The following is a 22,851-nucleotide window of genomic DNA, read 5'->3' as shown; positions in this document are numbered from 1 at the left end:
ATATATAACTAATATTTCACTACATAAAACAAATTCACTTTTCCCTTTATTTTACAAGAAAACTCTAAAAACAAACCTTTGTTACACAAATATAAAAAATGAATCTACAGTGAAATTTATCGTTGAAAAATGATAAATTCCGACAAAACTTAGTAATTTTATAAAATTTTCTTTACATTATGGTTACAACGATAGACACTCTTCTTCTTATGATATATAACATTCATAGGGAAAGGAGCTAGACAACCATGAAAAAGAAATTTGTAGCGTTCAGCGTTTTAGCAGCAGGAACGATTTTTGCTTCCCCGTTACTTTCACCCGCATACGCTGAAACGAATCAAGATAAATTATCTAATATTCAATCTGAATTAGAAGGAAAACAAAATGACTTACAAAATAAATCAGCCGAGAAAGAACAAATAGAAAAAGAAATTCAAGAATTACAAAAGAAAATCGACGATTTAACTACTTCTATTAATAAAAACGAAGCTGAATTAAACGATACAAAAAAAGAAATTAGTAAAACACAACAAATAATTACTGAAAAAAAGAAACATATAGAGCAATTACAAACAAACATAGATACACGTCAGGAAGTTATTAAGCAACGACTGCAATCTATGCAAGAAAAACCTCGCACAAATATCATTACGGAAGTATTAACAAATTCTGCAAACATTGCTGATCTTGTTGATAATATGTACTCTGTCAGTTTAATTTTAAACAACGATACTGATATTGTGAAAAAACAAACAACTGACCAAGATGCTGTGACGAAAGAAAAAGAGGCTGTTGAGAAAAAAGAGCAACAACTGAAAGAATCCGAGCAAAAATTAGAACAAAAACAACAAGAATTACAAAATAACCAACAACAGCAACAAACTCTTATTAGCGATCTACATACGAAAGTGGCAAAAGTAGATTCAGAGATTGAAGGATTAGAAGAATCTAAAGGCATTTTAGAAAATCAGCGTCAAGCTGTTCAAAAGGCAATTGAAGAAGAAAAACGCGCAGAAGAAGCTCGTAAAGCTGAGGAAGCTCGCAAGGCGGAAGAAGCTCGTAAACAAGCTGCTTCATCTGCTCAAACAGCTCAAGCGGCCCCAACACCACACGATACAAACATCGGAGGATTTATTAAACCAGCAGCTGGATCAAAAACTTCTGGTTTTGGCGTGCGCTCTATTGATAACCATAAAGGAATCGATATCGCTGCTTCAGGAACTGTTCCAATTATTGCCGCTGCAGATGGCGTTGTTATTCGCTCAGAATTATCATCTAGTTACGGAAATGTTGTGTACTTATCTCACCGTATTAACGGAAAAACATATACAACAGTATATGCTCATATGAGTAGCCGTTCTGTATCGAATGGACAAACTGTAAAACAAGGAACTCAACTTGGATTTATGGGGAATACCGGCCAATCATACGGACAACATTTACACTTTGAACTTCATCTTGGAGAATGGAATGTCGGTAAGACAAACGCAGTTGATCCATCTCCTTATATCGGATTATAAAAAAACTCGGTGCATACCGAGTTTTTTTATTTCCCCTTCACACACTATAGGCATTCCACATAGACTACAACTAAATGCCTATAGTTTACGGGGTGAATTATATGAATACACAATTACAACAAGAAATACAAGAAGCTAGAGAAACTTTTATTGGCCGGATATTTACATTTGGCGGCTCAGTTTTATTTTTAATCGGATCATTCCTCGCAGTCGTCACAGCCTATAAAGCATATAATCGTTTATTAAATACACCTACAACATAATAAAAAGACGGAGAAATCTCCGTCTTTTTATTATGCAAACATTTTAAATACGCCTATCGCATTTAAAAATACAATAATTACAGTTACTGGAATAACATAACGAAGTAAGAAGAACCAAATATTAAATAATGTTTTCCCTTTCGTTTCCGTAACTTCTAATTCTTTCATTAACATTTCTTTACTCATTTTATTTGGTACAAATAACGAAATAGCTAGTACCCCTAATGGCAGCAATACGTTACTTACTGAGAAGTCGACTAAGTCAAAGAATGTTTTCCCAAATATTTTCACATCACTCATAATTCCAAACGATAGAGCTGACGGAATTCCAACTGCAAAAATAAGAATACCAATTAATAACGATGCTGACGGACGCTTTTTCTCGTTATCTTTCGCAACAGATGCTACTACAATTTCAAGCATGGAAATCGCAGATGTTAACGTTGCAAAGAAAAATAACACCAAAAACATAATGAAGAAAAATTGTCCAAATGGTATTTTCGCAAATACTGCTGGAAGGACGATAAATAGTAACCCCGGTCCTTCAGTCGGCTTAACACCTAATGCGAAAATCGCCGGAAAAATCGCTAATCCTGCAAGTACTGTAATAAAAACAGTTAAACTTACAATAGATGTTGCTGATTTTGCTAAATGTTCTTCTTTCTTCAAATAGGAACTATACGTGACCATTACCGAGGCCCCAACTGTTAGCGAGAAGAATGATTGTCCCATCGCGTATAAAATCGTATCTGCTGTCAGCTTTGAAAAATCTGGTTTTAAGAAGAACTCTACCCCAGCAAAAGCACCATCCAGTGTTAACGCACGAACAATAATTGCAATAAACAAAATAAATAATAGCGGCATCATATACTTACTTGCTTTTTCTATCCCTTTCTCTACACCTTTACTTACAACAAAAATCGTACAAAGCATAAAGACAAATTGCGCTCCAATCGCGCTTACTGGATTTGAAATCGTCTCACCGAATAATTGCCCATAATCAGTCACTCCATTCCAGAAGCTTCCTGTCACACTATAGTATAAGTAAAGTAAAATCCATCCACCTACAACACTATAAAAAGATAGTACACTAAAACAAGTAACAACTCCCATGCGACCAATCCAAGGATATACCTTGCTATTTGGCACTAATACTTTATACGCTGTAACTGCCTCTTTTTGCGTACTACGCCCAATAACAAATTCAGCTAAAAGGAGTGGCATACCTATAAATAAAGTTAATAGTAAAAATACAAGGAAGAATGCGCCTCCCCCGCCATTACCTGCAACATATGGAAATTTCCATATTGCACCAAGACCTACTGCGGCTCCGGCTGCTGCGAGTACAAAGCCTATTTTCGACGTCCATTGCTGTGTTTCTTTCATCATAAATTCTCCTTTTCTGAATATTTAAACTTTTGTTAATTATACACTTTCATTTCATACTCGCACACCTCCTTTAGAAAATAAAAAAGTCCCCTACACGCAAATATGCATGTAGAGGACGATATATGTAATGTTAATACCGTGGTACCACCTCAATTGGATTGATAAATCCCACTTGTTCAAGTACAGGAAAAACTCCGATACTCTATCCTTTTAACGGCGGAACCCGGGTTGCCTACTACAATGTTCAACATACCTCTCGCAAGCCCATTCTGTATATTTTATCGTACCGGGCTCACACCTTACCCCAGCTCTCTGAACGTATCAAATATACATACTCTTCTTGCTCATCGATTTCATCTATTGAAGTTACTTGTGATTATAAATTATATTTTTATAGTTGTAAAGTACAATTTATTTATTATCCTATATGAACTCTTCTCTCTAATTCTTGTAAAAACAATTCTCTTTTTTGTTCATTTTGAACATATATCGACTTCAATACCTCTTGCAACAATATATTTCTCTCTCTTTTCTCTATTTGTAATTCTTTCACTTTTATTCTAACTTCGTATAAAAAATCCAGATACGATTCATACGTCTCATCATATTTATTTGCGATATCATCTCGAATTTTTTTTGCAAGTTTCGGACTCGCTCCTCCAGTAGAAACAGCTATATTAAGTAGCCCACGATGAAACGCCGCCGGAAAATGAACATTTCCACTTTCCGGATTCGTAATAACATTTACCAGCTGATTTTCTGCCGTATCTTCAGCAACCTTTTCATTCAATACGGCATCACTACTCGCTGCTACAACTAAAAAAGCACCATTAATATCACTTTTTTCATACTCCCTTTGATACCAACGAATTTTCTTTTCTTCTACAAGTTTCACTAAATTCGCATCCAATTCAGGACTTACCACAACTATATCTGCACCTTGTTTTAGTAAAGGAATAATTTTGAATCCCGCGACTTTCCCTCCACCAATGACAACAACACGTTTCTTCTCAACTCGCACTGTAAGTGGATACATATTGATCTCCCTTCAATAATTTCTTCGTTTTCTGAATTAACATATACTGAAACGCTTCATTCTTTCCTAAATACGGACTTATTTTTATCTCATCTAGCTCATATTGGCGCACTTCTTTTTCAATATGTTTCATAAGTAAACCTGTAAATAACAAGTAAGGTAGCACAACGATATTCTTTTCTTTTCGTTCTACAACTTCCTTTAACTTCTCCTCAAATTTCGGCTCGGCAGCCGCTAAGTAACAAACTTCTACTTTCTTAATCTTCTCTTCCGTTTGAAATAAAGAAGCAATCCAGTTTATATCTTTTAATACTTCAGGATCACTGCTCCCTCTTGCAACGAGAAGTAACGTCACTTCATTCTTATCTTCCTGTTCAATGCCACTTCCGCTATACACTGATTTTATAAGTGCTTCTGATACACCAAATGGATTACCATAGGTCACTTTTATACTTGGATATTGATTATTTAACTTTTCCAATTCAAACGGGATATCTTTTTTCACATGACCTGCCGCTAATAAAAAAACTGGAATAATAATAATCTCTGTAGCACCACGCTTCACACATGTACGGAACCCTTCATCAATAGTTGGACTCGCTAACTCTAAAAAACAAATTTCTTGAATACTTGCCTCTACACGGTTCATACATGACGTAATAAATGCAACCGCTTCTTCTTTCGCTGCTTTCAAGCGACTTCCATGACATATATATAAGATGGCTTTCATTTTATAACACTCCACTTACTTGATACGTACTTTCTGTCTGTTTCTCAAACCAATGGATTTTTTCTCTAAAACGGACGACTTCTCCAATTACAATCATGCTCGGATTTTGAATTTGTTCTTTTTTCGCAACATCTACAATTGTTCCTAACGTCCCAACAACTGTGCGCTGCATAGATGTCGTTCCCCGCTCAATAATAGCAGCAGGCGTACTTTTATCTTTTCCATGCTTTATCAGTTGCTCACATATGTAGGGTAAATTGCTAACCCCCATATACACAGCTAAAGTCTCTACACCTTTCGCTAAATTTTCCCACTTCACATCCTCTTCAGCATCTTCTTTTCTATGCCCTGTCACAATAGCAAAACTTGCACTTGCATCACGATGTGTCACTGGAATACCAGCATAAGCAGGAGCAGCTATTCCAGCTGAAATACCAGGAACGATTTCAAACGGTACACCTTGCTTTGCTAACGCTTCAGCTTCTTCTCCTCCTCTACCAAATACAAATGGATCCCCACCTTTTAGCCTCGTTACAACTTTTCCTTTTTTCGCATATTTAATAAGAAACGTGTTAATTGTCTCTTGCTTCATCGTGTGATAATTTGGTAGTTTTCCGCAATAAATTAAATCCGCTTCAGGCTTTGCATAAGAAAGCAATTCTTTATTCACGAGACGGTCGTATAAAATAACATCTGCTTTCTCAATGCATTTCAATCCTTTTACAGTAATTAAATCTGGATCACCAGGGCCCGCTCCAACGATATATACTTTTCCCATCATCTCTCCTCATTTCTACTATTAAAGTGAAACTTCCATCCTTATATAGGAATGGAAGTTTTCATTTCTTAATATTTCAATGTTCCTTACTCATGAATAACAAAGGCTGCGCTTTTTCGAATCTTCTTTTTTTCAAACAAAGCAATCTCCTTTACTTCTGGTAACGGTAAAAAATGTTTTTCAAGCTCAATCTCCGCCATCTTAAATGCCTGTTCTTCACTTTCAGCAACAACAACAATCGGAACAATGCTATTCACTAATACCGCTTCAAATCGATATAAATCCATATTACCCCTCCTAAGACGCTATTACTTCTTCTAACACGTTATTTAACGCTGTTTGTAATGTCTCTACACCAACACGGCCTACAAAATCATAAAACGTTTCAGCTGGTAATTTATTTTCTTTGAAATAACTTATAAATGATGCGAGTACATCAGGTAGATCCTCGCCATCTATTTTTCCTTTTAACTTTTGATTATAAGCACCACCATCTAACAGCGTTCCACCTACATATATTTCAAATGCTTCAACAATTCCTTTTTCCTTCGTTTTCATTTTTACACCTTGCAATCCAATGTCAGCAATTTGACGTTGACCACATGAATTCGGGCATCCTACCATATGAATACGAACCGGAACATCGAGTGCCATTTGTGTATCTAAGTATTCGGCAATTTTTCGTAATCTTTCTTTCGTTTCTACTAATGCAAGATTGCAATATTCAATACCAGTACAAGAAACCGCGTGACCAATAAACGATTTCGGATTTGCTGATATCGCTTCAAACAACGGCTCATTTAGCAAGCCAGTTACATTTTCTGGCGGAACATTCGGAATAATGAAGTTTTGTGAATTACATGTACGAATTTGTCCATTCCCATATTGTTTAGCAATTCTTGCAATCTCAAACATTTCTTCTGCATGTAGGCGTCCTACTGGCACATTAAAACCTACATATTTTAGTCCATCTTGTTTTTGGTCTTGGACACCATAAAAGTACCCCGCATTCCAGCCTTTAAGAGCACTTTCTCCTTTACTTTGTAATGGTCCTGTATATTCTATTAGCTTCTCTTTAAACTTCTCTGCTCCCCAGTCTGCAACAAGAAATTTCAAACGAGCTAAATGACGTTTTTCACGATATCCAAAATCACGGAATATCGTAGCAATCGCAATTGCTACCGCCTTCACTTCTTCTGGTAAAACGAATACATCTAATTCATCAGCTAAATATGGACGGGCTGATAACCCACCGCCTACTTTTATATGAAAACCAACTTTTTTCTCACCATCTATTTCTTTCGTTGCAGGTGTAAATGCAACACAGTTAATCTCTGCGTTTGCTGAATTATAAATGTTAGAACTAATAGACATTTTAAATTTACGTGGTAAGTTAGAAAATTCTTCATTATGTTGGAAATAATCATATACCTCTTTTACAATGCCAGTTGTATCAAATAGTTCATTTGCATCAATACCAGCAAGTGGATTCCCCGTAATATTACGCGTTATATCACCACACGCCCCAGCTGAAGATAACCCAACCCTTGCTAATCTTTTAAAAATATCTGGAATTTGATGAATTTCTAACCAATGAAACTGAATTGCCTGTCTTGTCGTAATATCTATTACGTCACGTCCATAATCCTCAGCGATAGAAGCAAGCACTTCTGCCTGTGCATTCGTAATAATGCCAGAAGGGATATTTACACGCATCATAAAATAACCAGCTTCCTTCGGTCTTTGTAAGTACAACCCTGCCCATTTGAATGCGTCCCACTCTTCTTTCGGAATAGATTCGAAGCCATTCTCTGCATAGTAAGGAATATCATTAAAGATTTCCAATCCATCTTTTTTTAATTTATTTTTCTCAGTTTGATTTAATTTTTCATTGTTAGCCCATACTTTTTCATAACTCATTTTTTATCCCCCTATATAAAACTACGCTCTTGTAAGTACTTCACGATTTGTTCTGCACATTCTTCAATAGAATACTTGTGCGTTTCTACAGTTAATTCCGCTTGCTCTGGTTCCTCATACGGTGAATCGATACCTGTAAAATCTTTAATATCACCTTTTCTTGCTTTTTTATAAAGTCCTTTCGGATCACGTTTCTCACACTCTTCCATTGGACATTTTACAAACACTTCTATAAATTCATCTGCAGCTAATAGATCTCTAACTTGTTTTCGGTCTACTCGAAACGGTGAAATAAACGCTGTAAGAACAACAGTCCCTTGATCTACAAATAGCTTCGCTACTTCGCCAATTCGTCTTATATTTTCCATACGATCACTTTCAGAGAAACCTAAGTCTTTATTTAAACCGTGACGTATATTATCTCCATCAAGTACATAGTTTCCAATATTCTTTTCAAATAGTTTACGAGCAACCGCGTTCGCTACTGTAGATTTACCCGAAGCTGATAAACCAGTAAACCAAATGACAAAACTATGATGCCCATTCTTCACTCTTCTCTCATCTTTTGAAACAGAAGCTGTATGCCAAGTAATATTCGTATCCATCTCATTCTCTCCCTATTCTGTTACTACTTCTTTTTTCAAACCTTTAATTAGTACCTCTACTACCTCTCTACGACTAAATGTACTTGGCGGAACCTCACCGTTTCTTAATAGTTCTCTTACTTTCGTACCAGATAAGATGACATGATCCTCTTTTCCATGCGGGCATGTTTTCGTTGAAGCCATCGCTTCACATTTCGTGCAGTAAAAACTATGCTCAAAAAATAACGGTGTAATCCCTAACTCTTCTACTGTAAAGTTTGTAAAAATTTCTTGTGCTTCATAAGTACCGTAATAATCTCCTACTCCTGCATGATCGCGTCCTACAATAAAGTGGGTACATCCAAAATTCTTTCTGACTAATGCATGGAATATCGCTTCCCTCGGTCCTGCGTAACGCATTGCTGCAGGAAATACACTTAAAAAGACACGATCTTTCGGATAGTAGTTTTGAAGTAATACTTCATAACTTTCCATTCTTACATCAGCAGGAATATCGTCCGACTTCGTTTCCCCAACGAGCGGATTTAAAAAGAGGCCATCTACAATTTCAAGAGCAGATTTTTGAATATATTCATGAGCACGATGTACCGGATTTCTCGTCTGGAATCCAACTACTGTTTTCCAACCACGTTTTTTAAATTCTTCTCTCGTTTCAATTGGATCTAAATGATAAGAAGGAAACGGATTATTTTCAAAACGTTTCGTCAGAACAATAGCTCCTCCGACGTAAACGTTCGGTCGTTCGTATAATTTTTTCACTCCTGGATGAGCCTCATCCGTCGTTTTATACACTAGTAACGCTTCTTTTTCCTTATCAGGCACAAAAATATCTTCTATTTGAATGACACCATATACATTTCCACCGTTAACAAGTTTTACTTCCTCTCCAACTTTTAGCGTCTCTGCTACCTCTTCTGTTACTGGTAATGTAATAGGTATACTCCAAACACTTCCATTATTTAAACGAAGCGTTTCTACAACCGAATCATAATCTTTCTTTCCTAAAAAACCAGTAAGCGGGCTATATCCCCCTGTCGCTAATAGTTCTAAATCACTTAATGCAATGTTGTCTAGCCCAATTTCTTTTTCAATTTGTGATACGTCGTATGTCTCGTCTATTCGATTTATTAATTCGTTTCTTGTACTCATTTTCTATACCCTCTCTTAGCTTTATTTTCAAATTCACCTTATTGATAATGAAGGCCACATTCAGTTTTTACTTTCCCGGCCCATCTACCATCTCTTGAATCGCCACCCTCTCCTACAGGTAACGTACACTTCTCACACCCAATACTTGGATATCCAATGTCATGTAATGGGTTATACGGCAAACTATGTTTGTATACATATCGCCATACCTCTTTCCACGTCCAATGAATGAGCGGACAAACTTTAATAGATCGAAAGCGATGATCTTGATTTATAAACTTTGTATGCTTACGGGTTTCTGATTGTTCCCTCCTCAGTCCCGATATCCACGCTTTTTCATTCGCTAATGATTCTTCTAAAGGCAAAATTTTTCTAATCTTACAACAGAGATTAGGATTGCTCTCCCATAGCTTGTCACCATGCAAGTTGGCTTGTTCATCAAGTGTAAGTTCTGGTTGTTTTTCTATAATATTTAATGACGGAAATCGTTCCCGCACTTTTTGAATTAATTCATACGTTTCTTGAAAATGTACGTTTGTATCTAAAAAAACAACTTTAGCAGATGGATTTACTTGGTTAATAAGATGCAGCAGTACCATCCCTTCCACTCCGAAGCTACATGCGTATACAATTTCACTTTTATATTCTTTATAAGCCCAACTTAATACAGATAACGCGCCTTTCGTTTCATCTTCTTCTGAAAATGAAACATCATTTTCTTCCCACGTTTCATACGTCAACATGTTTTTTCCCCCTATAAAAGCAAAAAGACGGTTTTAACCTAATGAAATAGGTTAAAACCGCCTCTAGTTTTTCTAGTCAGCGCTTTTTACTTTAAACGTACTTTTTCACTTTTCTCTAATTGAATGACTTTGCCATCTTGCACAACAATTGTAATTGAACCATATTTCATATCAGCAAGCATCGCTTCAATTTTCTCAGATACTTCCTCAAAATGTTCCCGTACGCTCACGCGAACAGCCCCCCTTTTTATTCATAAAAAAAATCTTTCCCATTTCGAAAAGACTGTTCGGTAATATATTTTACCTTATCTTTCAAAATGGATTCCATTTTGCTGGATTTAGCACCTTGCTTTCTATAAGCAGGTTGCCGAGCTTCGCCGGGCCAGTTCCCTCCGCTTCTCTTGATAAGCTTTGTATTTGTATTTTATCACAATTCTGATTTTTTTCAATCCTAGTTTTCCGATATATTTTAATTATTTTATTTTATAAAAAAGGAATTGCCCATCCGAACAACTCCTTTTTCCTCATTTAAACAAGTTCTTTAATACGTATGCGATCGTTCCCAATAATATTTTCATATGTTTCGCGCTCTACAACAATTTGTGATGTACCACCTTTCGCGAAGACGACAGCTGGTCTACGAATCCGATTATAATTATTCGCCATCGAGTACCCGTATGCCCCTGTACAAGAAATTGCTAGTAAATCCGCAGAAGTAACTTTCGGTAGATTAATATCCCAAATTAACATATCTCCACTCTCGCAGCATTTCCCTGCAATCGAAACAACTTCCTCATTCTCATCATTCCCTCGATTCGCTAACATCGCTTCATAACGAGCGTTATATAAAGCAGGTCTTAAGTTATCAGTCATCCCACCATCCACTGATACATATTTCCGAATACCAGGAATGTCTTTCACAGATCCGACTGTATAAAGTGTCGTTCCGGCATCACCTACAATACTACGACCTGGTTCAACCCATATTTCTGGCAATGGATAATTACATAACGTAAATTGTTCTCTCACCGCACTTGTTACAGCTCGCACATACGTCTCAAGAGTTAATGGTGCATCGGACTCTGTGTAGCGTATTCCGAATCCTCCCCCTACATTTAGCACTTTTACTACATAGTTTGTTCGCTCTCTCACTGCTTCTAAAAATTGACGAAGAACTTCAATCGCTCGCACAAAGCCAGCCGTTTCAAATATTTGTGATCCGATATGTGAATGAATTCCTAACACGTTATAATTGGATTTTTGTAAAGCAAGCTCAATTGCTTGCATCGCTTGACCATTTGACACGCCAAATCCAAATTTTGAATCATCTTGACCTGTTGTAATATATTCATGTGTGTGCGCCTCTACTCCGGGCGTTACACGAATTAATATGTTCACAAATTTCCCATGTTGCACTGCTAAATCATGCAAAATTTCTAATTCTAAGAAGTTATCTACGACAAAACAACCAATATTCGCCTGAAGAGCCATCACAATTTCTTCATCTGTTTTGTTATTGCCATGAAAATGAATGCGCGATGCCGGAAATCCTGCTTGTAGTGCAGTATATAATTCTCCTCCAGAAACAACATCTAATGACATATTCTCTTCACGAGCTACTCGGCACATCTCCATGCACAAGAACGCCTTGCTTGCATATGCTACTTGATAAGAGAACCCACTTTCTTTAAAAGCACGATGAAACGCGCGGCACTTTCCTCGAATTGACTCTTCATCGTATACATAAAGTGGTGTTCCGTATTGTTTTGCTAGCTGCGTCGTATCGCACCCTCCAATTTCTAAGTGTCCTTGCCCATTGATTCGGCTTGTGCCGTGTAAATACATTTGAATTCCTCCCTTATTTCCTCTAAAACTCATAACCCCAATCTTCTATTCATTGCAGCACGCTTTTAGATAGACAAAAAACGCGCGGAACAATGTTCACACGCGTTTCTTATTAGGAAAAATATATATTGAAAAAATAAACGAGTTGTTATCTCCTCAAAATAAGAAACCGCATCAACATCTCCAAATAGCTCTCCATAAAATAAATCTTATGACAGTACTACATTTATTCAATGTAGTCCCAATATATGAATAAGATGGTTATTCTTATATTTCGGCAATAGTCCCTTTCAACCTATGATCACAGATCCCATTAAATCTCCCATAGCTTACTCTTTCCTATCGCGGCCTCTACCTTTGAGAGTAGATGAGGTAAGTCTATTTAATTTTCAAACATCTAATTGTTGCTATTAACAATACCAAAGGACCATTTTATTTGTCAAACAATTTTTTATATTGCTTTTTTACAGTTTAGTTTCGTATCGTTTGATAAGCGCTTTACTGAAACCTTTGTCACTTCCCATTCGCCTTCTTCGTTATTAAATGTAATCGTTACCTTCTCAAATGGTGGCGCAATTTTCCCTGCAACACGTTCATACTTTGTCACTTCAATAACTGCTTGAAATAAATATGTACCGCTATACACTTTTTTTAAACTAATAATTTTCGGGCATTGATAAGGCTTCAAGCCCCCATATTGTTTTTCGATTGCTTTATTTATTTTCGGGAATAAGACAGAATAAAGGGCATCTTCCATAAGAGGTGCATCATATTGAGCTACCGACACACTTGGTGAAGCAAAAAGTATAACACTACTGCATACTATAAAATATAATAATTTTCGCATTATAACCTCCGTATTGTTACACGATTCTTTCCGCGCACGATAATAATCATACATAGAAACTCCATTTTATTGTCTCCTACTGCCCTTTTTCTACTCAATTGTTATAAAAAAGTCCACAACTCTCTTTTATTTTCGTATAATGATACTCATAGTATAATAAACATAATAATAAAGGACTGTTCGTATATATAAAATGAGGCGCTAATCAAATAGGCCCACAAGAACCGTCATGCTTTTTAGGAGAGGAGTATATTATGCTACAACGTCTGTTTCCAAAACTGCGATTCGCACTCGTTGCAGTCGTTTTATTATGGATAAAAACATATATTGTGTACAAGCTAGCGTTTGATATTAAAATTGATAATTTCTTTGAAGAATTTATGCTTTTTATTAATCCACTAGCTGCGTTACTTTTATTTTTCGGTTTTGCTTTATTTGCATCTAAACACCGAAATCGCATTATAGTTGGAATTAGTTTTATACTATCATTCATTTTATTTGGAAATGCAATGTTTTATGGGTTTTATAACGATTTCGTTACGTTCCCAGTATTATTTCAAACAAATAATATGGCTGATTTAGGGACGAGTATAAAAGAACTCTTTACGTATAAAACATTACTGTTATTCGCAGATGCGATCATCTTAATGTTTCTTTCGCGTAAATTCCCATCATTTTGCGACAAAACGCCGCTTTCTCGCTCTGAAAAGAGAACTTTCTTTAGCGGTGTAACAGCTCTATTAGCACTACAAATTGTTGTTTCCATTATTTATAAACCACAAATGTTCTCACGCTCGTTTGACCGTCAAACTGTCGTGAAAAATTTAGGGTTATACACATATCATCTATTTGATATTACACTTCAATCTAAATCTTCAGCTGAACGTGTATTTGCGAGTGGGGACGGGTTCTCTGAAATTAAAAACTATACAGACTCAAAAGATAAGCAAGTTGATAAAAACTTATTTGGAGCTGCAAAAGGTAAAAATGTAATTTTGATTTCAATGGAATCTACACAAAGTTTTGTTATTAATAAAAAAATAAATGGAAAAGAAATTACTCCATTTTTAAATGCATTTATTAAAGATAGTTTTTATTTCGATAACTTCTATCATCAAACAGGGCAAGGTAAAACTTCTGACGCTGAATTTATCGTTGAAAATTCACTTTATCCGTTAGACCGCGGTTCTGTATTCTTTACTCATGCAACAAATGAATATACAGCTACACCAGAACAATTAAAGAAATACGGATATTCTTCTGCTGTCTTCCATTCAAACGATAAAACGTTTTGGAATCGTGATGTAATGTACCCTGCACTTGGATATGATCGTTACTTTAATTTAAATGATTATGTTGGCACAGAACAAATGTCTGTCGGTTGGGGGTTAAAAGATAAAGAGTTCTTTGAACAATCTATTCCAAAGCTAAAATCTTTACCACAGCCGTTCTATACAAAATTCATTACTTTAACAAACCATTTTCCATTCCTTCTAAATCCAGAAGATCAATATGTTGATGAGTTTAATTCAGAAAGTGGTGTTGTAAACCGTTACTTCCCAACTGTTCGTTACACGGATGAAGCTCTTAAACAATTTATTAAACAATTAAAAGAAGAAGGACTGTATGATAATTCCATTATTGTCATTTATGGAGATCATTACGGTATTTCTGAAAACCATAACGCAGCTATGGCTCAATTCCTTGGGAAAGACGCTATTACACCATTTGATTCTATGCAATTACAACGCGTCCCTCTCATCATTCACGTGCCTGGTCAAGAAGGAAAAGTCATTTCTAAAGTGTCTGGTCAAATTGATATTAAACCAACGCTACTTCATTTACTTGGTATTAAAACAAATCAATCAGTTGAATTTGGAACTGACCTATTTATTAAAGAAAAAGACCCTCTTATGGTAATGCGTGATGGTAGCTTCGTTTCGGAAGATTATGTTTATACAAAAAACATGTGCTATAAACGAAACACAGGTGAAGAAGCAGACATCTCATTATGTCAACCGAATATTGAAAAAGCAAAAACGGAATTGAAACTTTCCGACAAACTCATTTATGGAGATTTGTTACGTTTCGATCCTAACAATCGGTATAAAACTGGAACTATGACAACGAACTTTGAATAATACACGAAGCAACTTTATAAAAGTTGCTTCTTTTTTCACTTATTTTTCAAATCATTCTTCTATGAAATCTTTCACAAATTGGGAATTTCTTTCGTATGAAGAAGAAATTTATGGTATGATAAAATAAGTAAACTTTCATAAACTAATTAAGAATTTATTACAGAAAGCAAGGGATCAGATTTTGTATAGAGCAGCTATTCCAAACTTATTTACGCTCGGAAATTTATATAGTGGATTCTTGTCAATCGGCTATGCATCTTTAGGATATTATAAATCAGCTGCTATTTTAGTACTTATCGGGATGATGTTAGATAGTCTTGATGGGCGTGTTGCTCGTTTATTACGTGTTGATTCACAAATGGGAAAAGAGCTTGACTCGCTTGCGGATGTCGTAACATTTGGTGCAGCACCTGCTGTTCTCATGTATTACACATCTTTCTCTAATTATGGAATCATCGGACTATACATAGCGGGGCTATTCCCTCTTTTCGGAGCATATCGTTTAGCACGATTTAATGTAACACCATCTTCTACTTCAATGAAATACTTCACTGGGGTACCGATTACAGCAGCGGGAGGGCTTGTTGCTTTCTTAACATTATTTTCACATACCATTCCAAAAATCGTTCTTATTACAGTATTTGTAACGTTCGCATTTTTAATGGTGAGCCGCATTCGTATCCCAAGTTTAAAAGATGTACCAATTCCACGATATAGCATCATTATTACACTATTTTTAGTGGGCATCATTATCACAATGTACCAAACAGGATTCGGTAATTTTTCTGTTTTCTTATTCATTGCTATTCCACTATATATTTTGTACATGCTATCTCAATTCCTTAGACAACGACCATCAAAAAGAGCAAATAAAGAAAAATAAAAAGAAACCTTCCGATTCCGGAAGGTTTCTTTTTATTTTGTAACGAATACTTTTTGATTGACAGGCGTTACAGGTTCTTCGCCATTTAATACAGCTAAAATATTTCTTACCGCCGTTTCGGCCATCGCATCACGCGTTTCGAATGTTGCATTTCCTACGTGAGGAGCAAGTACCACATTCTTTAATCCTTTTAGCTCTTCAGTAATTTTCGGTTCAAATTCAAACACGTCAAGAGCTGCCCCTTCAATTTCATTCGTTTTTAAAGCATGAGCAAGTGCCGCTTCATGCATAATTGGTCCACGTGAAGCATTTATAATATACGCTGTTTTCTTCATCATTTTGAACTGTTCCTCATCAATCATATGATGCAATTTCGGATTATACGCACAGTTAATTGTAATAAAGTCTGCTGTTTGTAATAATTCTTCCAATGTTACATATGTTGCTTCCAGTTCACTTTCAGCTTCGGGCTTTCGATTTGGTCCTGTATATAAAACATTCATTCCAAACGCTTTTGCACGCTTTGCAACTGCCTTTCCAATTTCTCCAAGGCCGATAATTCCAATTGTCTTACCATGTACTTCGCGGCCTAAGAAAAATAATGGAGCCCATCCGTTAAATCCAGTTGTACGGCATAGCGTATCACCTTCAGGAATTCTACGTGCAGCTGCTAAAAGAAGTGCAAATGTTAATTCCGCTGTCGCTTCCGTTGATACTTTCGGTGTATTCGTTACCGCAATCCCTTTTTCTCCGGCATATGAGTAATCAATATTATCGTAACCAGCACCGTAGTTTGCAACAATCTTTAAATTAGGTGCCGCATCAATCACTTCTTTTGTCACCTTTGTAGAAAGTAAGCTTAACAATGCATCTTTATCTTTTACACGTTCTGTTAATTCATCTAAAGAAATTAACTCCTCTTTATCATACATTTCTACATCATGATCTTTTAATAGTTCTAATCCGATTGCTGGAATTTTTCCTGCTACTAATATTTTTGCCACTATACTAACACCTCTTCTATACAAAATAGGATAGCTCTTATCTTTCATTGTAAGAAATCCACATATAAAAACCAAGGAATTTGATTATAGTTTTGAAAATCGACACTTTTCCATAAAAAAAGAGGAGATGCAAGTCTCCCCTCTTTTTACGCTTTTTCTTGCGATTGTTTTCCAAGCTTCACATCAATTGTTCCTTCTGCAACTGTATCACTAATTTGCTCCTCAATCACTGATTGAGATGTAGCATTCGTATCAGAAGTATACGCTTGTTGCTGTGCATCTTGTACATTTTGTTTATTTTGTTGTTTCACCATTTCTTTACCCTCCTTTTTATTCTTTCTTATTTTGAACAAAAAGATGGGTTTTCATGAAAAAATCATGATCATTTTGAAATTGTTACTTCTTCTAGTAATCTCATCGTTCGGACTCGTTTCGTAAATGTAGCTAAGTGAGCAATATCATGATTACGTAACGTCTTTATATTCTCTTCCACATATTTCCCTAAATCATTCGGATAATGAGCATCTGAAGAAAGTGTAATCGGAACTTCGTGTTTAGCTAATACTTGTAAATATAGCGGACTCGGACACATTTCGCGCACAGGATAGCGATAGTACAATCCCGCATTTATTTCCGTTGCTGTATTTGTTTCTACTAATGCACGCGCAATTTTCTTATAATAAGAAATTTGTTCATTCTCATCTAACCGATAATTAAATACTTTTATGTTGTCAAGATGAGCAATAATATCAAATAACTCAGAACGAACTGCGCACTCAACCGTTTTGAAAAACGTATCATATAAAGCATATAAGTCATGTTCCTTAAAATATTCTTTCGTATCTGGATTATCAAATCCCCAGCCATTTAAAAAATGAACAGAACCAATTACATAATCAAAATCTCCTAATGCAAGTAAAGATTGTAATTGTTGTTCACCACCAATAAAATAATCTGCTTCAATTCCAAGTTTAAGCGTAACACCTCTTTTACTCCACCGTTCTTTCGCCTCTTCAATTGCCTTTGTAAAATCATGTAGTGAAGCTACCCTTACTTGGTCTAACCATTCCTTTTGTAAACGTCCAAGCCCCGAATCACTAATATCAACATATTTTTCATAGTATTCTTTCGCTTCATAAAAACGGTATAAATGATCGACAATACCAACTTCTTTTATCCCTTTTCGCAAAGCTTCTTCTAAATATAAATCAATCCATTTCGTTGTAAATGGTCCTTCATTCACACGTCTTTGCAGGCGTTCTTGTGTTTTCACAAGCCATTCCATAGAATGTTTTTCTTCTTTTAGCGGTTCATAATGTTGTAATGATTCATTTATTTTAGCTAGCCATCCTATTGAATATGGCCCTTCTTCTAAATGAATGTGATAATCCACCTTCATACGTATTCCCCCTATAATGTATCTATTTCTCTTCTGTCCCCTACTCTCGAAAGCTTCCCATTTCTTTCTGTCACTTCCTCCATAATATCTTCTAATGATATATTTTTTTCGGCTAATAACACGAAGCAGTGATACAATACATCAACCATTTCTTTCACTAGCTCTTCGTTATCATTATTTTTGGATGCAATAATTACTTCCGTACATTCCTCACCAATTTTCTTTAAAATTTTATCTTCTCCTTTTGAAAACAAGTAATTTGTATATGATTCAGGAAGTGGATTTCTCTTTCGTTCTTTAATTGTTTCAAATAGTAATGTAAAGGCGTTTTTCATATGTATCCCCCTATATAATTTTGTAATGAAAACATGTTTTTTCTCCCGTATGACATGCAGGTCCTACTTGCTTTACGACAACAACAATTGAATCTTGATCACAATCTAAATAAAGAGATTGCACATGTTGGACATTACCTGATGTTTCTCCTTTATTCCATAACGACCTTCTTGAACGAGAATAAAACCATGTTCTTTTCGTTTCTATTGTTTTTTCATATGCCTCTTCATTCATATAAGCTAGCATTAAAACTTCTTTTGTATCTTCTTCAATTACAACTGCTGGTAATAGTCCTTTTGAAAAGTTAGGTTTCATAGCCGCACCTCAACATTTGCATTTCTTAACTTTCTCTTTACGTCCCCTATTGTCGCCTCACCGTAATGAAAGATTGATGCCGCTAATGCTGCATCAACTGCTGTCTTTTGAAACACTTCTATAATGTGATCAGCATGACCGCACCCGCCTGACGCGATGACAGGTACGGAAACACTTTTTGAAATTTCTTCTGTTAAACGAAGGTCATATCCGTTTTTCGTTCCGTCTGCATCCATACTCGTTAATAAAATTTCGCCTGCGCCTAGCTCTGTAACGCGCTTTGCCCACCTGATTGCATCCATTCCCGTATCAACTCTTCCGCCGTTCACATATACATTCCACTTACCCTCCGCTACTTTTCTAGCATCAATTGCGACGACAATACATTGTGAGCCAAAATGCTCTGCCCCTTCTCCGATTAATTTTGGATTTCGCACTGCTGCTGAGTTAATTGAAACTTTATCTGCTCCAGCTCTTAGTAAATTGTACATATCTTTCACATTTGAAATTCCTCCGCCAACTGTAAGAGGAATAAATACTTTTGAAGCCGTTTTTTCTACAACATCTACAATCGTTTTTCGTCCTTCATGAGTTGCCGTAATATCTAAAAATACTATTTCATCTGCTCCCGCATCATTATATAAAGCTGCTATTTCAACAGGATCCCCGACATCTTGTAGTCCTATAAAATTTACACCCTTTACGACTCGCCCTTCTTTCACATCTAGACATGGAATAACGCGTTTTGCTAACATAACTTTGTTACCTCTAGCACTTCTTCTAAATCAATCGTTTTCTCGTAAAGAGCCTTACCAATTATGACGCCGTATATGTTCATATCATTTAACTTTTTCACATCTTGAATAGATGCAATTCCTCCAGAAGCAATAAGTCGAGTAGAAACGCTTTTTTGTAGTAACTCCAATTGTGCTATATTCGGTCCTGCAAGTGTCCCGTCTTTCGAAATGTCTGTAAATACAATTGTTTGAACACCTATATTCTCCATTTGTTTTGCTAAATCAATGTAAGAAATTTCAGATACATCAAGCCAGCCTCTCGTTGCGACGAAACCATTTTTCGCATCAATTCCGACGATGATTTTTTCTTTATATAGAAAAACTGCTTCTTCTAAAAATGGCTTATCATAAAGAGCAGCTGTTCCTAAAATCACTTTATCTACCCCTACTGAAAATAACTTCTCTACGGCTACAAGTGATCGAATTCCTCCGCCAACTTGCACTGGAATACGTACTGCCTTGCAAATTCTTTCAATGACGGACAAGTTTAACGATTCACCAGCAACTGCACCATCTAAATCAACAATGTGCAACCGTTTCGCTCCAAATGTTTCAAATATAATCGCTTGCGCAACCGGATCTTCATTCATTACTGTTTCTTTACTAAATTCCCCTTGATACAGTCTAACGCATCGTCCCTTTTTTAAATCGATAGCTGGGAAGATTTCCATGATTCTACCACTCCTTTAAAATTTTTCAACATTTGCATGCCTATATCACCACTTTTTTCAGGATGAAACTGTGCGCCATATATATTTTCTTTTGCTACAAAACCAGGTACTTTCACTCCATAATCACTTATTCCATACACAATTTCATTTGGACAATCTGCGTAATAAGAGTGGACATAATATACGAAAGAACCGTCCTCTACTCCATTCCAAAGCGCTATTTCTCCTTCTTTCTTTAACTCATTCCATCCCATATGAGGAATTTTATAAGGAACCTTTAGCTTTCGAATAACGCCTGGCAATAAACTTAGCCCGTTACAGCCTTGTAGTTCCTCACTTTTTTCAAATAAAAGCTGCATTCCTAGGCAAATACCTAGAAGTGGTTTTCTTGAACGCCCGATTTCTTGTAACACACGCACTAAATCTTTTTCTTCCAATACATCCATCGCTTTTGGAAATGCACCTACTCCTGGTAAAATCACTCCATCACTTCTAAAAATCTCTTCTTTATCACTCGTTACAATGTACGCTGCTCCAATATGCTTTAATGCTTGTTCTACACTACGAATATTTCCCATTCCATAATCTATAATGGCAATCAATTACAACATCCCTTTCGTTGAATTTACACCAGTAATGTTGGCATTTCTTTCGACTGCTTCTCTAAGCGCTCTACCAAACGCTTTAAATAAGGCTTCAATTTTGTGATGTGTATTACTTCCGTATAAAATACGAGCATGTAATGTAATATTGGCAGCATGAGCAACTGCTCTAAAAAATTCTTCCGTTAGTTCTGTATCAAAATCCCCAAGCTTCGGATTCGTTAATTCTCCTTGAAATACAATATATGAGCGTCCACTTATATCAATTGCAACAAAGCCTAAAGACTCATCCATCGGTACATATGCTGAGCCGTACCTGTTAATCCCCTCTTTACTGTGCAATGCTTCTTTCAAACAATTTCCGAGTACAATTCCAACATCCTCAACTGTATGATGCGCATCAACGAATACATCGCCTTCTGCCTCCACTTGCAAACCGAATCTTCCATGCCTTGCAAATAAAGTTAGCATATGATCAAAAAAACCAACTCCCGTTCGTACAGAAACGTTCTTCCCATCATCAAGCTGTAAACTTAATTTTATTTTTGTCTCTGTCGTCTCACGTATTTGACTAGACTCACGCATTATTCTTCCTCCTCAAATCTTATTTGAATTGCTCTCGCATGCGCATGTAATCCTTCTTTATTGGCAAGCTCTACAATATGATGTTGGACATCTCTTAATGCTTCCTCCGTATAAGACAGAAAGCTTGATTTTTTCACAAAATCATCGACTGATAACGGTGAGAAAAACCTTGCCGTTCCACTTGTCGGTAACACGTGATTCGGTCCTGCTAAATAATCCCCGAGCGGTTCTGGTGCATATGGTCCAAGAAAGATAGATCCTGCATGTTTCACATAAGCTAAAGCATTCATCGGTTCTTTTATATGTAACTCTAAATGTTCCGGGGCAATTTCATTCGATAACTGTAGTGCCTCATCTATAGAAGGAACGATAAAAATGGCTCCATTTCTATTTATTGATTCACGTGCAATTTCGCTTCTTGGTAATGTTTCTAACTGCCTTTCTATCTCTTTTTCTACTTCTTGTGCTAACTCTATATTTGTTGTAATACAAATCGCTGTCGCTCTCTCGTCATGTTCTGCTTGTGATAATAAATCAGCCGCAATATATTTTGCATTGCCGGTTTCATCCGCAATAACTACAATTTCTGACGGTCCAGCAATCATATCGATATTTACTATTCCATATACCTCTCGTTTCGCTAGAGCGACGTACAAATTTCCTGGTCCAACTATTTTATCCACTTTCGGAATCGATTCCGTACCGTATGCTAAAGCAGCAATTGCTTGCGCACCACCTATCGTATAAATTTCATCTACTCCCGCAAGGCTTGCAGCAACTAAAATATGTGGATCAATTCCTCCTTCTCTTGGCGGTGTTACCATTACAATCTTTTTCACACCAGCGAGTTTTGCTGGCAATACATTCATTAATACTGACGAAGGATACGAAGCAGTTCCGCCTGGCACATATACGCCTACATTCTCTAACGGCCGAATGATTTGCCCTCTAATGATGCCTTCACTCGCACAATCGAACATCGATTGTCTTTTTTGCTTTTCATGGTACGAAATAATGTTTTTCTTCGCCTCTTGTAACGCTTCTAAAAATGAATTCTCTACAAACATACTCGCTCGTTTTTCTTCTTCTTCACTTACACGAAACTCTTTTATCTTTACACCATCAAACTTTTTTGTATAAAAAGATAAGGCCTCATCCCCACTCTCCCTTACATTTCGAACGATTTCGCTTACATTTCTTTGAACAGTTTCTTCTATTATATTAGCGTTTTCTCGTAGCAATTTTATTTTCGATAACGCCTTTTGAAAATCTTCAAAAACGATCTCCATTACA

26 protein-coding genes, 2 riboswitches and 1 other annotated feature are annotated in these 22,851 nt (G+C 36.3%); of the genes, 4 read left to right on the top strand and 22 right to left on the bottom strand.

The annotated features are described in order from the left end of the window. Positions 1–248 precede the first annotated feature (248 nt). Together ACTFRN_RS04975 and ACTFRN_RS04970 are read left to right on the top strand one after the other, a co-directional pair. A complete protein-coding gene (locus tag ACTFRN_RS04975) occupies positions 249–1,520 on the top strand; it encodes a murein hydrolase activator EnvC family protein (protein ID WP_000726427.1) in 1,272 nt (423 codons plus the stop codon). Positions 1,521–1,621: 101 nt separating this feature from the next. Next, a complete protein-coding gene (locus tag ACTFRN_RS04970) occupies positions 1,622–1,783 on the top strand; it encodes a hypothetical protein (RefSeq protein ID WP_001095994.1) in 162 nt (53 codons plus the stop codon). A 30-nt stretch (positions 1,784–1,813) separates the two neighbouring features. Here ACTFRN_RS04970 and ACTFRN_RS04965 read toward each other — a convergent pair whose 3' ends face one another. From ACTFRN_RS04965 to ACTFRN_RS04910, 12 genes are all read right to left on the bottom strand, one after another. Continuing rightward, positions 1,814–3,169, bottom strand: a complete 1,356-nt coding sequence (locus ACTFRN_RS04965; protein WP_041184454.1) for a sodium-dependent transporter — start codon at positions 3,167–3,169, stop codon at positions 1,814–1,816. Positions 3,170–3,280: 111 nt separating this feature from the next. Then, positions 3,281–3,529: a binding site (T-box leader), on the bottom strand. Positions 3,530–3,590: 61 nt separating this feature from the next. Next, a complete protein-coding gene (locus ACTFRN_RS04960; protein ID WP_000283349.1) occupies positions 3,591–4,208 on the bottom strand; it encodes an NAD(P)-binding protein in 618 nt (205 codons plus the stop codon). Beyond that, positions 4,183–4,938, bottom strand: a complete 756-nt coding sequence (locus ACTFRN_RS04955; RefSeq protein ID WP_000644352.1) for a sirohydrochlorin chelatase — start codon at positions 4,936–4,938, stop codon at positions 4,183–4,185. Before ACTFRN_RS04955 ends, ACTFRN_RS04960 begins: the two co-directional genes overlap by 26 nt. 1 nt (position 4,939) lies before the next feature. Then, positions 4,940–5,716, bottom strand: a complete 777-nt coding sequence (cobA, locus tag ACTFRN_RS04950; RefSeq protein ID WP_000521271.1) for a uroporphyrinogen-III C-methyltransferase — start codon at positions 5,714–5,716, stop codon at positions 4,940–4,942. Between the two features lie 86 nt (positions 5,717–5,802). Then, positions 5,803–6,003 (bottom strand): DUF3906 family protein, encoded by a 201-nt coding sequence (locus ACTFRN_RS04945; RefSeq protein WP_000366912.1) that lies wholly within the window; start codon positions 6,001–6,003, stop codon positions 5,803–5,805. Between the two features lie 10 nt (positions 6,004–6,013). Continuing rightward, positions 6,014–7,636 carry a nitrite/sulfite reductase gene (locus ACTFRN_RS04940; RefSeq protein ID WP_000119632.1) on the bottom strand — a complete coding sequence of 541 codons (1,623 nt, stop codon included), beginning with the start codon at positions 7,634–7,636 and terminating at the stop codon, positions 6,014–6,016. An 11-nt stretch (positions 7,637–7,647) separates the two neighbouring features. Next, positions 7,648–8,241, bottom strand: coding sequence for an adenylyl-sulfate kinase (gene cysC, locus ACTFRN_RS04935; protein WP_000380511.1), 594 nt, complete (start codon positions 8,239–8,241; stop codon positions 7,648–7,650). A 12-nt stretch (positions 8,242–8,253) separates the two neighbouring features. Further along, the gene (sat, locus tag ACTFRN_RS04930) at positions 8,254–9,390 is read right to left on the bottom strand and encodes a sulfate adenylyltransferase (protein ID WP_049111560.1); all 1,137 of its coding nucleotides are present in this window, start codon (positions 9,388–9,390) and stop codon (positions 8,254–8,256) included. 38 nt (positions 9,391–9,428) lie between these two features. Next, positions 9,429–10,133, bottom strand: coding sequence for a phosphoadenylyl-sulfate reductase (gene cysH / locus ACTFRN_RS04925; RefSeq protein ID WP_000958989.1), 705 nt, complete (start codon positions 10,131–10,133; stop codon positions 9,429–9,431). Between the two features lie 86 nt (positions 10,134–10,219). After that, on the bottom strand, positions 10,220–10,363 hold the full coding sequence (locus tag ACTFRN_RS04920; RefSeq protein ID WP_000116161.1) for a YezD family protein: 144 nt from the start codon (positions 10,361–10,363) through the stop codon (positions 10,220–10,222). A gap of 72 nt (positions 10,364–10,435) precedes the next feature. Beyond that, positions 10,436–10,544: riboswitch (SAM riboswitch) on the bottom strand. 117 nt (positions 10,545–10,661) lie between these two features. After that, positions 10,662–11,978, bottom strand: a complete 1,317-nt coding sequence (gene lysA / locus ACTFRN_RS04915) for a diaminopimelate decarboxylase (protein ID WP_049111562.1) — start codon at positions 11,976–11,978, stop codon at positions 10,662–10,664. A 180-nt stretch (positions 11,979–12,158) separates the two neighbouring features. After that, positions 12,159–12,340, bottom strand: a riboswitch (Lysine riboswitch). Positions 12,341–12,429: 89 nt separating this feature from the next. Next, on the bottom strand, positions 12,430–12,879 hold the full coding sequence (locus ACTFRN_RS04910; RefSeq protein WP_088106564.1) for a DUF3888 domain-containing protein: 450 nt from the start codon (positions 12,877–12,879) through the stop codon (positions 12,430–12,432). Positions 12,880–13,079: 200 nt separating this feature from the next. On the opposite strand from ACTFRN_RS04910, the gene ACTFRN_RS04905 reads away from it, so the two are divergent. Together ACTFRN_RS04905 and pssA are read left to right on the top strand one after the other, a co-directional pair. Further along, positions 13,080–14,966, top strand: a complete 1,887-nt coding sequence (locus tag ACTFRN_RS04905) for an LTA synthase family protein (RefSeq protein ID WP_000941720.1) — start codon at positions 13,080–13,082, stop codon at positions 14,964–14,966. Positions 14,967–15,147: 181 nt separating this feature from the next. Continuing rightward, positions 15,148–15,849 (top strand): CDP-diacylglycerol--serine O-phosphatidyltransferase, encoded by a 702-nt coding sequence (gene pssA / locus ACTFRN_RS04900; RefSeq protein ID WP_000285422.1) that lies wholly within the window; start codon positions 15,148–15,150, stop codon positions 15,847–15,849. Between the two features lie 32 nt (positions 15,850–15,881). On the opposite strand, the gene ACTFRN_RS04895 is transcribed toward pssA, so the two are convergent. The 10 genes from ACTFRN_RS04895 to hisD all read right to left on the bottom strand — a co-directional run bounded on the left by ACTFRN_RS04895 (position 15,882) and on the right by hisD (position 22,847). Beyond that, positions 15,882–16,853 carry a 2-hydroxyacid dehydrogenase family protein gene (locus ACTFRN_RS04895; RefSeq protein WP_001062826.1) on the bottom strand — a complete coding sequence of 324 codons (972 nt, stop codon included), beginning with the start codon at positions 16,851–16,853 and terminating at the stop codon, positions 15,882–15,884. Between the two features lie 146 nt (positions 16,854–16,999). Further along, a complete protein-coding gene (locus tag ACTFRN_RS04890) occupies positions 17,000–17,167 on the bottom strand; it encodes a DUF4025 domain-containing protein (protein ID WP_000240694.1) in 168 nt (55 codons plus the stop codon). Positions 17,168–17,235: 68 nt separating this feature from the next. Continuing rightward, the gene (locus ACTFRN_RS04885; RefSeq protein WP_000861821.1) at positions 17,236–18,252 is read right to left on the bottom strand and encodes a histidinol phosphate phosphatase domain-containing protein; all 1,017 of its coding nucleotides are present in this window, start codon (positions 18,250–18,252) and stop codon (positions 17,236–17,238) included. Positions 18,253–18,263: 11 nt separating this feature from the next. Beyond that, entirely contained in the window at positions 18,264–18,587 is a 324-nt protein-coding gene (gene hisI, locus ACTFRN_RS04880) for a phosphoribosyl-ATP pyrophosphatase (RefSeq protein WP_000786130.1), read from the bottom strand. A gap of 10 nt (positions 18,588–18,597) precedes the next feature. After that, entirely contained in the window at positions 18,598–18,903 is a 306-nt protein-coding gene (gene hisI, locus ACTFRN_RS04875) for a phosphoribosyl-AMP cyclohydrolase (protein WP_000803969.1), read from the bottom strand. Continuing rightward, positions 18,900–19,658, bottom strand: coding sequence for an imidazoleglycerol phosphate synthase cyclase subunit (hisF, locus tag ACTFRN_RS04870; RefSeq protein WP_000880230.1), 759 nt, complete (start codon positions 19,656–19,658; stop codon positions 18,900–18,902). The genes hisI (ACTFRN_RS04875) and hisF overlap by 4 nt, the downstream gene beginning before the upstream one ends. Further along, positions 19,652–20,371 (bottom strand): 1-(5-phosphoribosyl)-5-[(5-phosphoribosylamino)methylideneamino]imidazole-4-carboxamide isomerase, encoded by a 720-nt coding sequence (hisA, locus tag ACTFRN_RS04865; protein WP_000402315.1) that lies wholly within the window; start codon positions 20,369–20,371, stop codon positions 19,652–19,654. The genes hisF and hisA overlap by 7 nt, the downstream gene beginning before the upstream one ends. After that, positions 20,344–20,973, bottom strand: coding sequence for an imidazole glycerol phosphate synthase subunit HisH (hisH, locus tag ACTFRN_RS04860; protein ID WP_000560335.1), 630 nt, complete (start codon positions 20,971–20,973; stop codon positions 20,344–20,346). Before hisH ends, hisA begins: the two co-directional genes overlap by 28 nt. Further along, positions 20,974–21,558: an imidazoleglycerol-phosphate dehydratase HisB gene (hisB, locus tag ACTFRN_RS04855; protein ID WP_001209290.1), complete on the bottom strand. Its 585-nt coding sequence runs from the start codon at positions 21,556–21,558 to the stop codon at positions 20,974–20,976. Beyond that, positions 21,558–22,847: a histidinol dehydrogenase gene (gene hisD, locus ACTFRN_RS04850; RefSeq protein WP_088106563.1), complete on the bottom strand. Its 1,290-nt coding sequence runs from the start codon at positions 22,845–22,847 to the stop codon at positions 21,558–21,560. The genes hisB and hisD overlap by 1 nt, the downstream gene beginning before the upstream one ends. Positions 22,848–22,851 lie beyond the last annotated feature (4 nt).

The organism is Bacillus cereus group sp. MYBK245-2, assembly GCF_051916145.1.
Taxonomy (GTDB): Bacteria; Bacillota; Bacilli; order Bacillales; family Bacillaceae_G; genus Bacillus_A; species Bacillus_A pacificus.
Note: the sequence above shows the minus strand (reverse complement) of the source record. Positions and strands in the feature narration are given on the sequence as shown.

What these genes read in the sequence shown, in the direction of transcription:
- hisF (WP_000880230.1), bottom strand. Translation starts at nt 19,658, where the DNA reads ATGTTAGCAAAACGCGTTATTCCATGTCTAGATGTGAAAGAAGGGCGA.
- cysC (WP_000380511.1), bottom strand. Translation starts at nt 8,241, where the DNA reads ATGGATACGAATATTACTTGGCATACAGCTTCTGTTTCAAAAGATGAG.
- ACTFRN_RS04905 (WP_000941720.1), top strand. Translation starts at nt 13,080, where the DNA reads ATGCTACAACGTCTGTTTCCAAAACTGCGATTCGCACTCGTTGCAGTC.
- ACTFRN_RS04890 (WP_000240694.1), bottom strand. Translation starts at nt 17,167, where the DNA reads ATGGTGAAACAACAAAATAAACAAAATGTACAAGATGCACAGCAACAA.
- lysA (WP_049111562.1), bottom strand. Translation starts at nt 11,978, where the DNA reads ATGTATTTACACGGCACAAGCCGAATCAATGGGCAAGGACACTTAGAA.
- hisB (WP_001209290.1), bottom strand. Translation starts at nt 21,558, where the DNA reads ATGCGTGAGTCTAGTCAAATACGTGAGACGACAGAGACAAAAATAAAA.
- hisD (WP_088106563.1), bottom strand. Translation starts at nt 22,847, where the DNA reads ATGGAGATCGTTTTTGAAGATTTTCAAAAGGCGTTATCGAAAATAAAA.
- cobA (WP_000521271.1), bottom strand. Translation starts at nt 5,716, where the DNA reads ATGGGAAAAGTATATATCGTTGGAGCGGGCCCTGGTGATCCAGATTTA.
- ACTFRN_RS04975 (WP_000726427.1), top strand. Translation starts at nt 249, where the DNA reads ATGAAAAAGAAATTTGTAGCGTTCAGCGTTTTAGCAGCAGGAACGATT.
- cysH (WP_000958989.1), bottom strand. Translation starts at nt 10,133, where the DNA reads ATGTTGACGTATGAAACGTGGGAAGAAAATGATGTTTCATTTTCAGAA.
- ACTFRN_RS04960 (WP_000283349.1), bottom strand. Translation starts at nt 4,208, where the DNA reads ATGTATCCACTTACAGTGCGAGTTGAGAAGAAACGTGTTGTTGTCATT.
- hisI (WP_000786130.1), bottom strand. Translation starts at nt 18,587, where the DNA reads ATGAAAAACGCCTTTACATTACTATTTGAAACAATTAAAGAACGAAAG.
- ACTFRN_RS04970 (WP_001095994.1), top strand. Translation starts at nt 1,622, where the DNA reads ATGAATACACAATTACAACAAGAAATACAAGAAGCTAGAGAAACTTTT.
- hisA (WP_000402315.1), bottom strand. Translation starts at nt 20,371, where the DNA reads ATGGAAATCTTCCCAGCTATCGATTTAAAAAAGGGACGATGCGTTAGA.
- ACTFRN_RS04940 (WP_000119632.1), bottom strand. Translation starts at nt 7,636, where the DNA reads ATGAGTTATGAAAAAGTATGGGCTAACAATGAAAAATTAAATCAAACT.
- ACTFRN_RS04965 (WP_041184454.1), bottom strand. Translation starts at nt 3,169, where the DNA reads ATGAAAGAAACACAGCAATGGACGTCGAAAATAGGCTTTGTACTCGCA.
- hisI (WP_000803969.1), bottom strand. Translation starts at nt 18,903, where the DNA reads ATGAAACCTAACTTTTCAAAAGGACTATTACCAGCAGTTGTAATTGAA.
- ACTFRN_RS04910 (WP_088106564.1), bottom strand. Translation starts at nt 12,879, where the DNA reads ATGTATGATTATTATCGTGCGCGGAAAGAATCGTGTAACAATACGGAG.
- ACTFRN_RS04955 (WP_000644352.1), bottom strand. Translation starts at nt 4,938, where the DNA reads ATGAAAGCCATCTTATATATATGTCATGGAAGTCGCTTGAAAGCAGCG.
- ACTFRN_RS04885 (WP_000861821.1), bottom strand. Translation starts at nt 18,252, where the DNA reads ATGAAGGTGGATTATCACATTCATTTAGAAGAAGGGCCATATTCAATA.
- sat (WP_049111560.1), bottom strand. Translation starts at nt 9,390, where the DNA reads ATGAGTACAAGAAACGAATTAATAAATCGAATAGACGAGACATACGAC.
- ACTFRN_RS04945 (WP_000366912.1), bottom strand. Translation starts at nt 6,003, where the DNA reads ATGGATTTATATCGATTTGAAGCGGTATTAGTGAATAGCATTGTTCCG.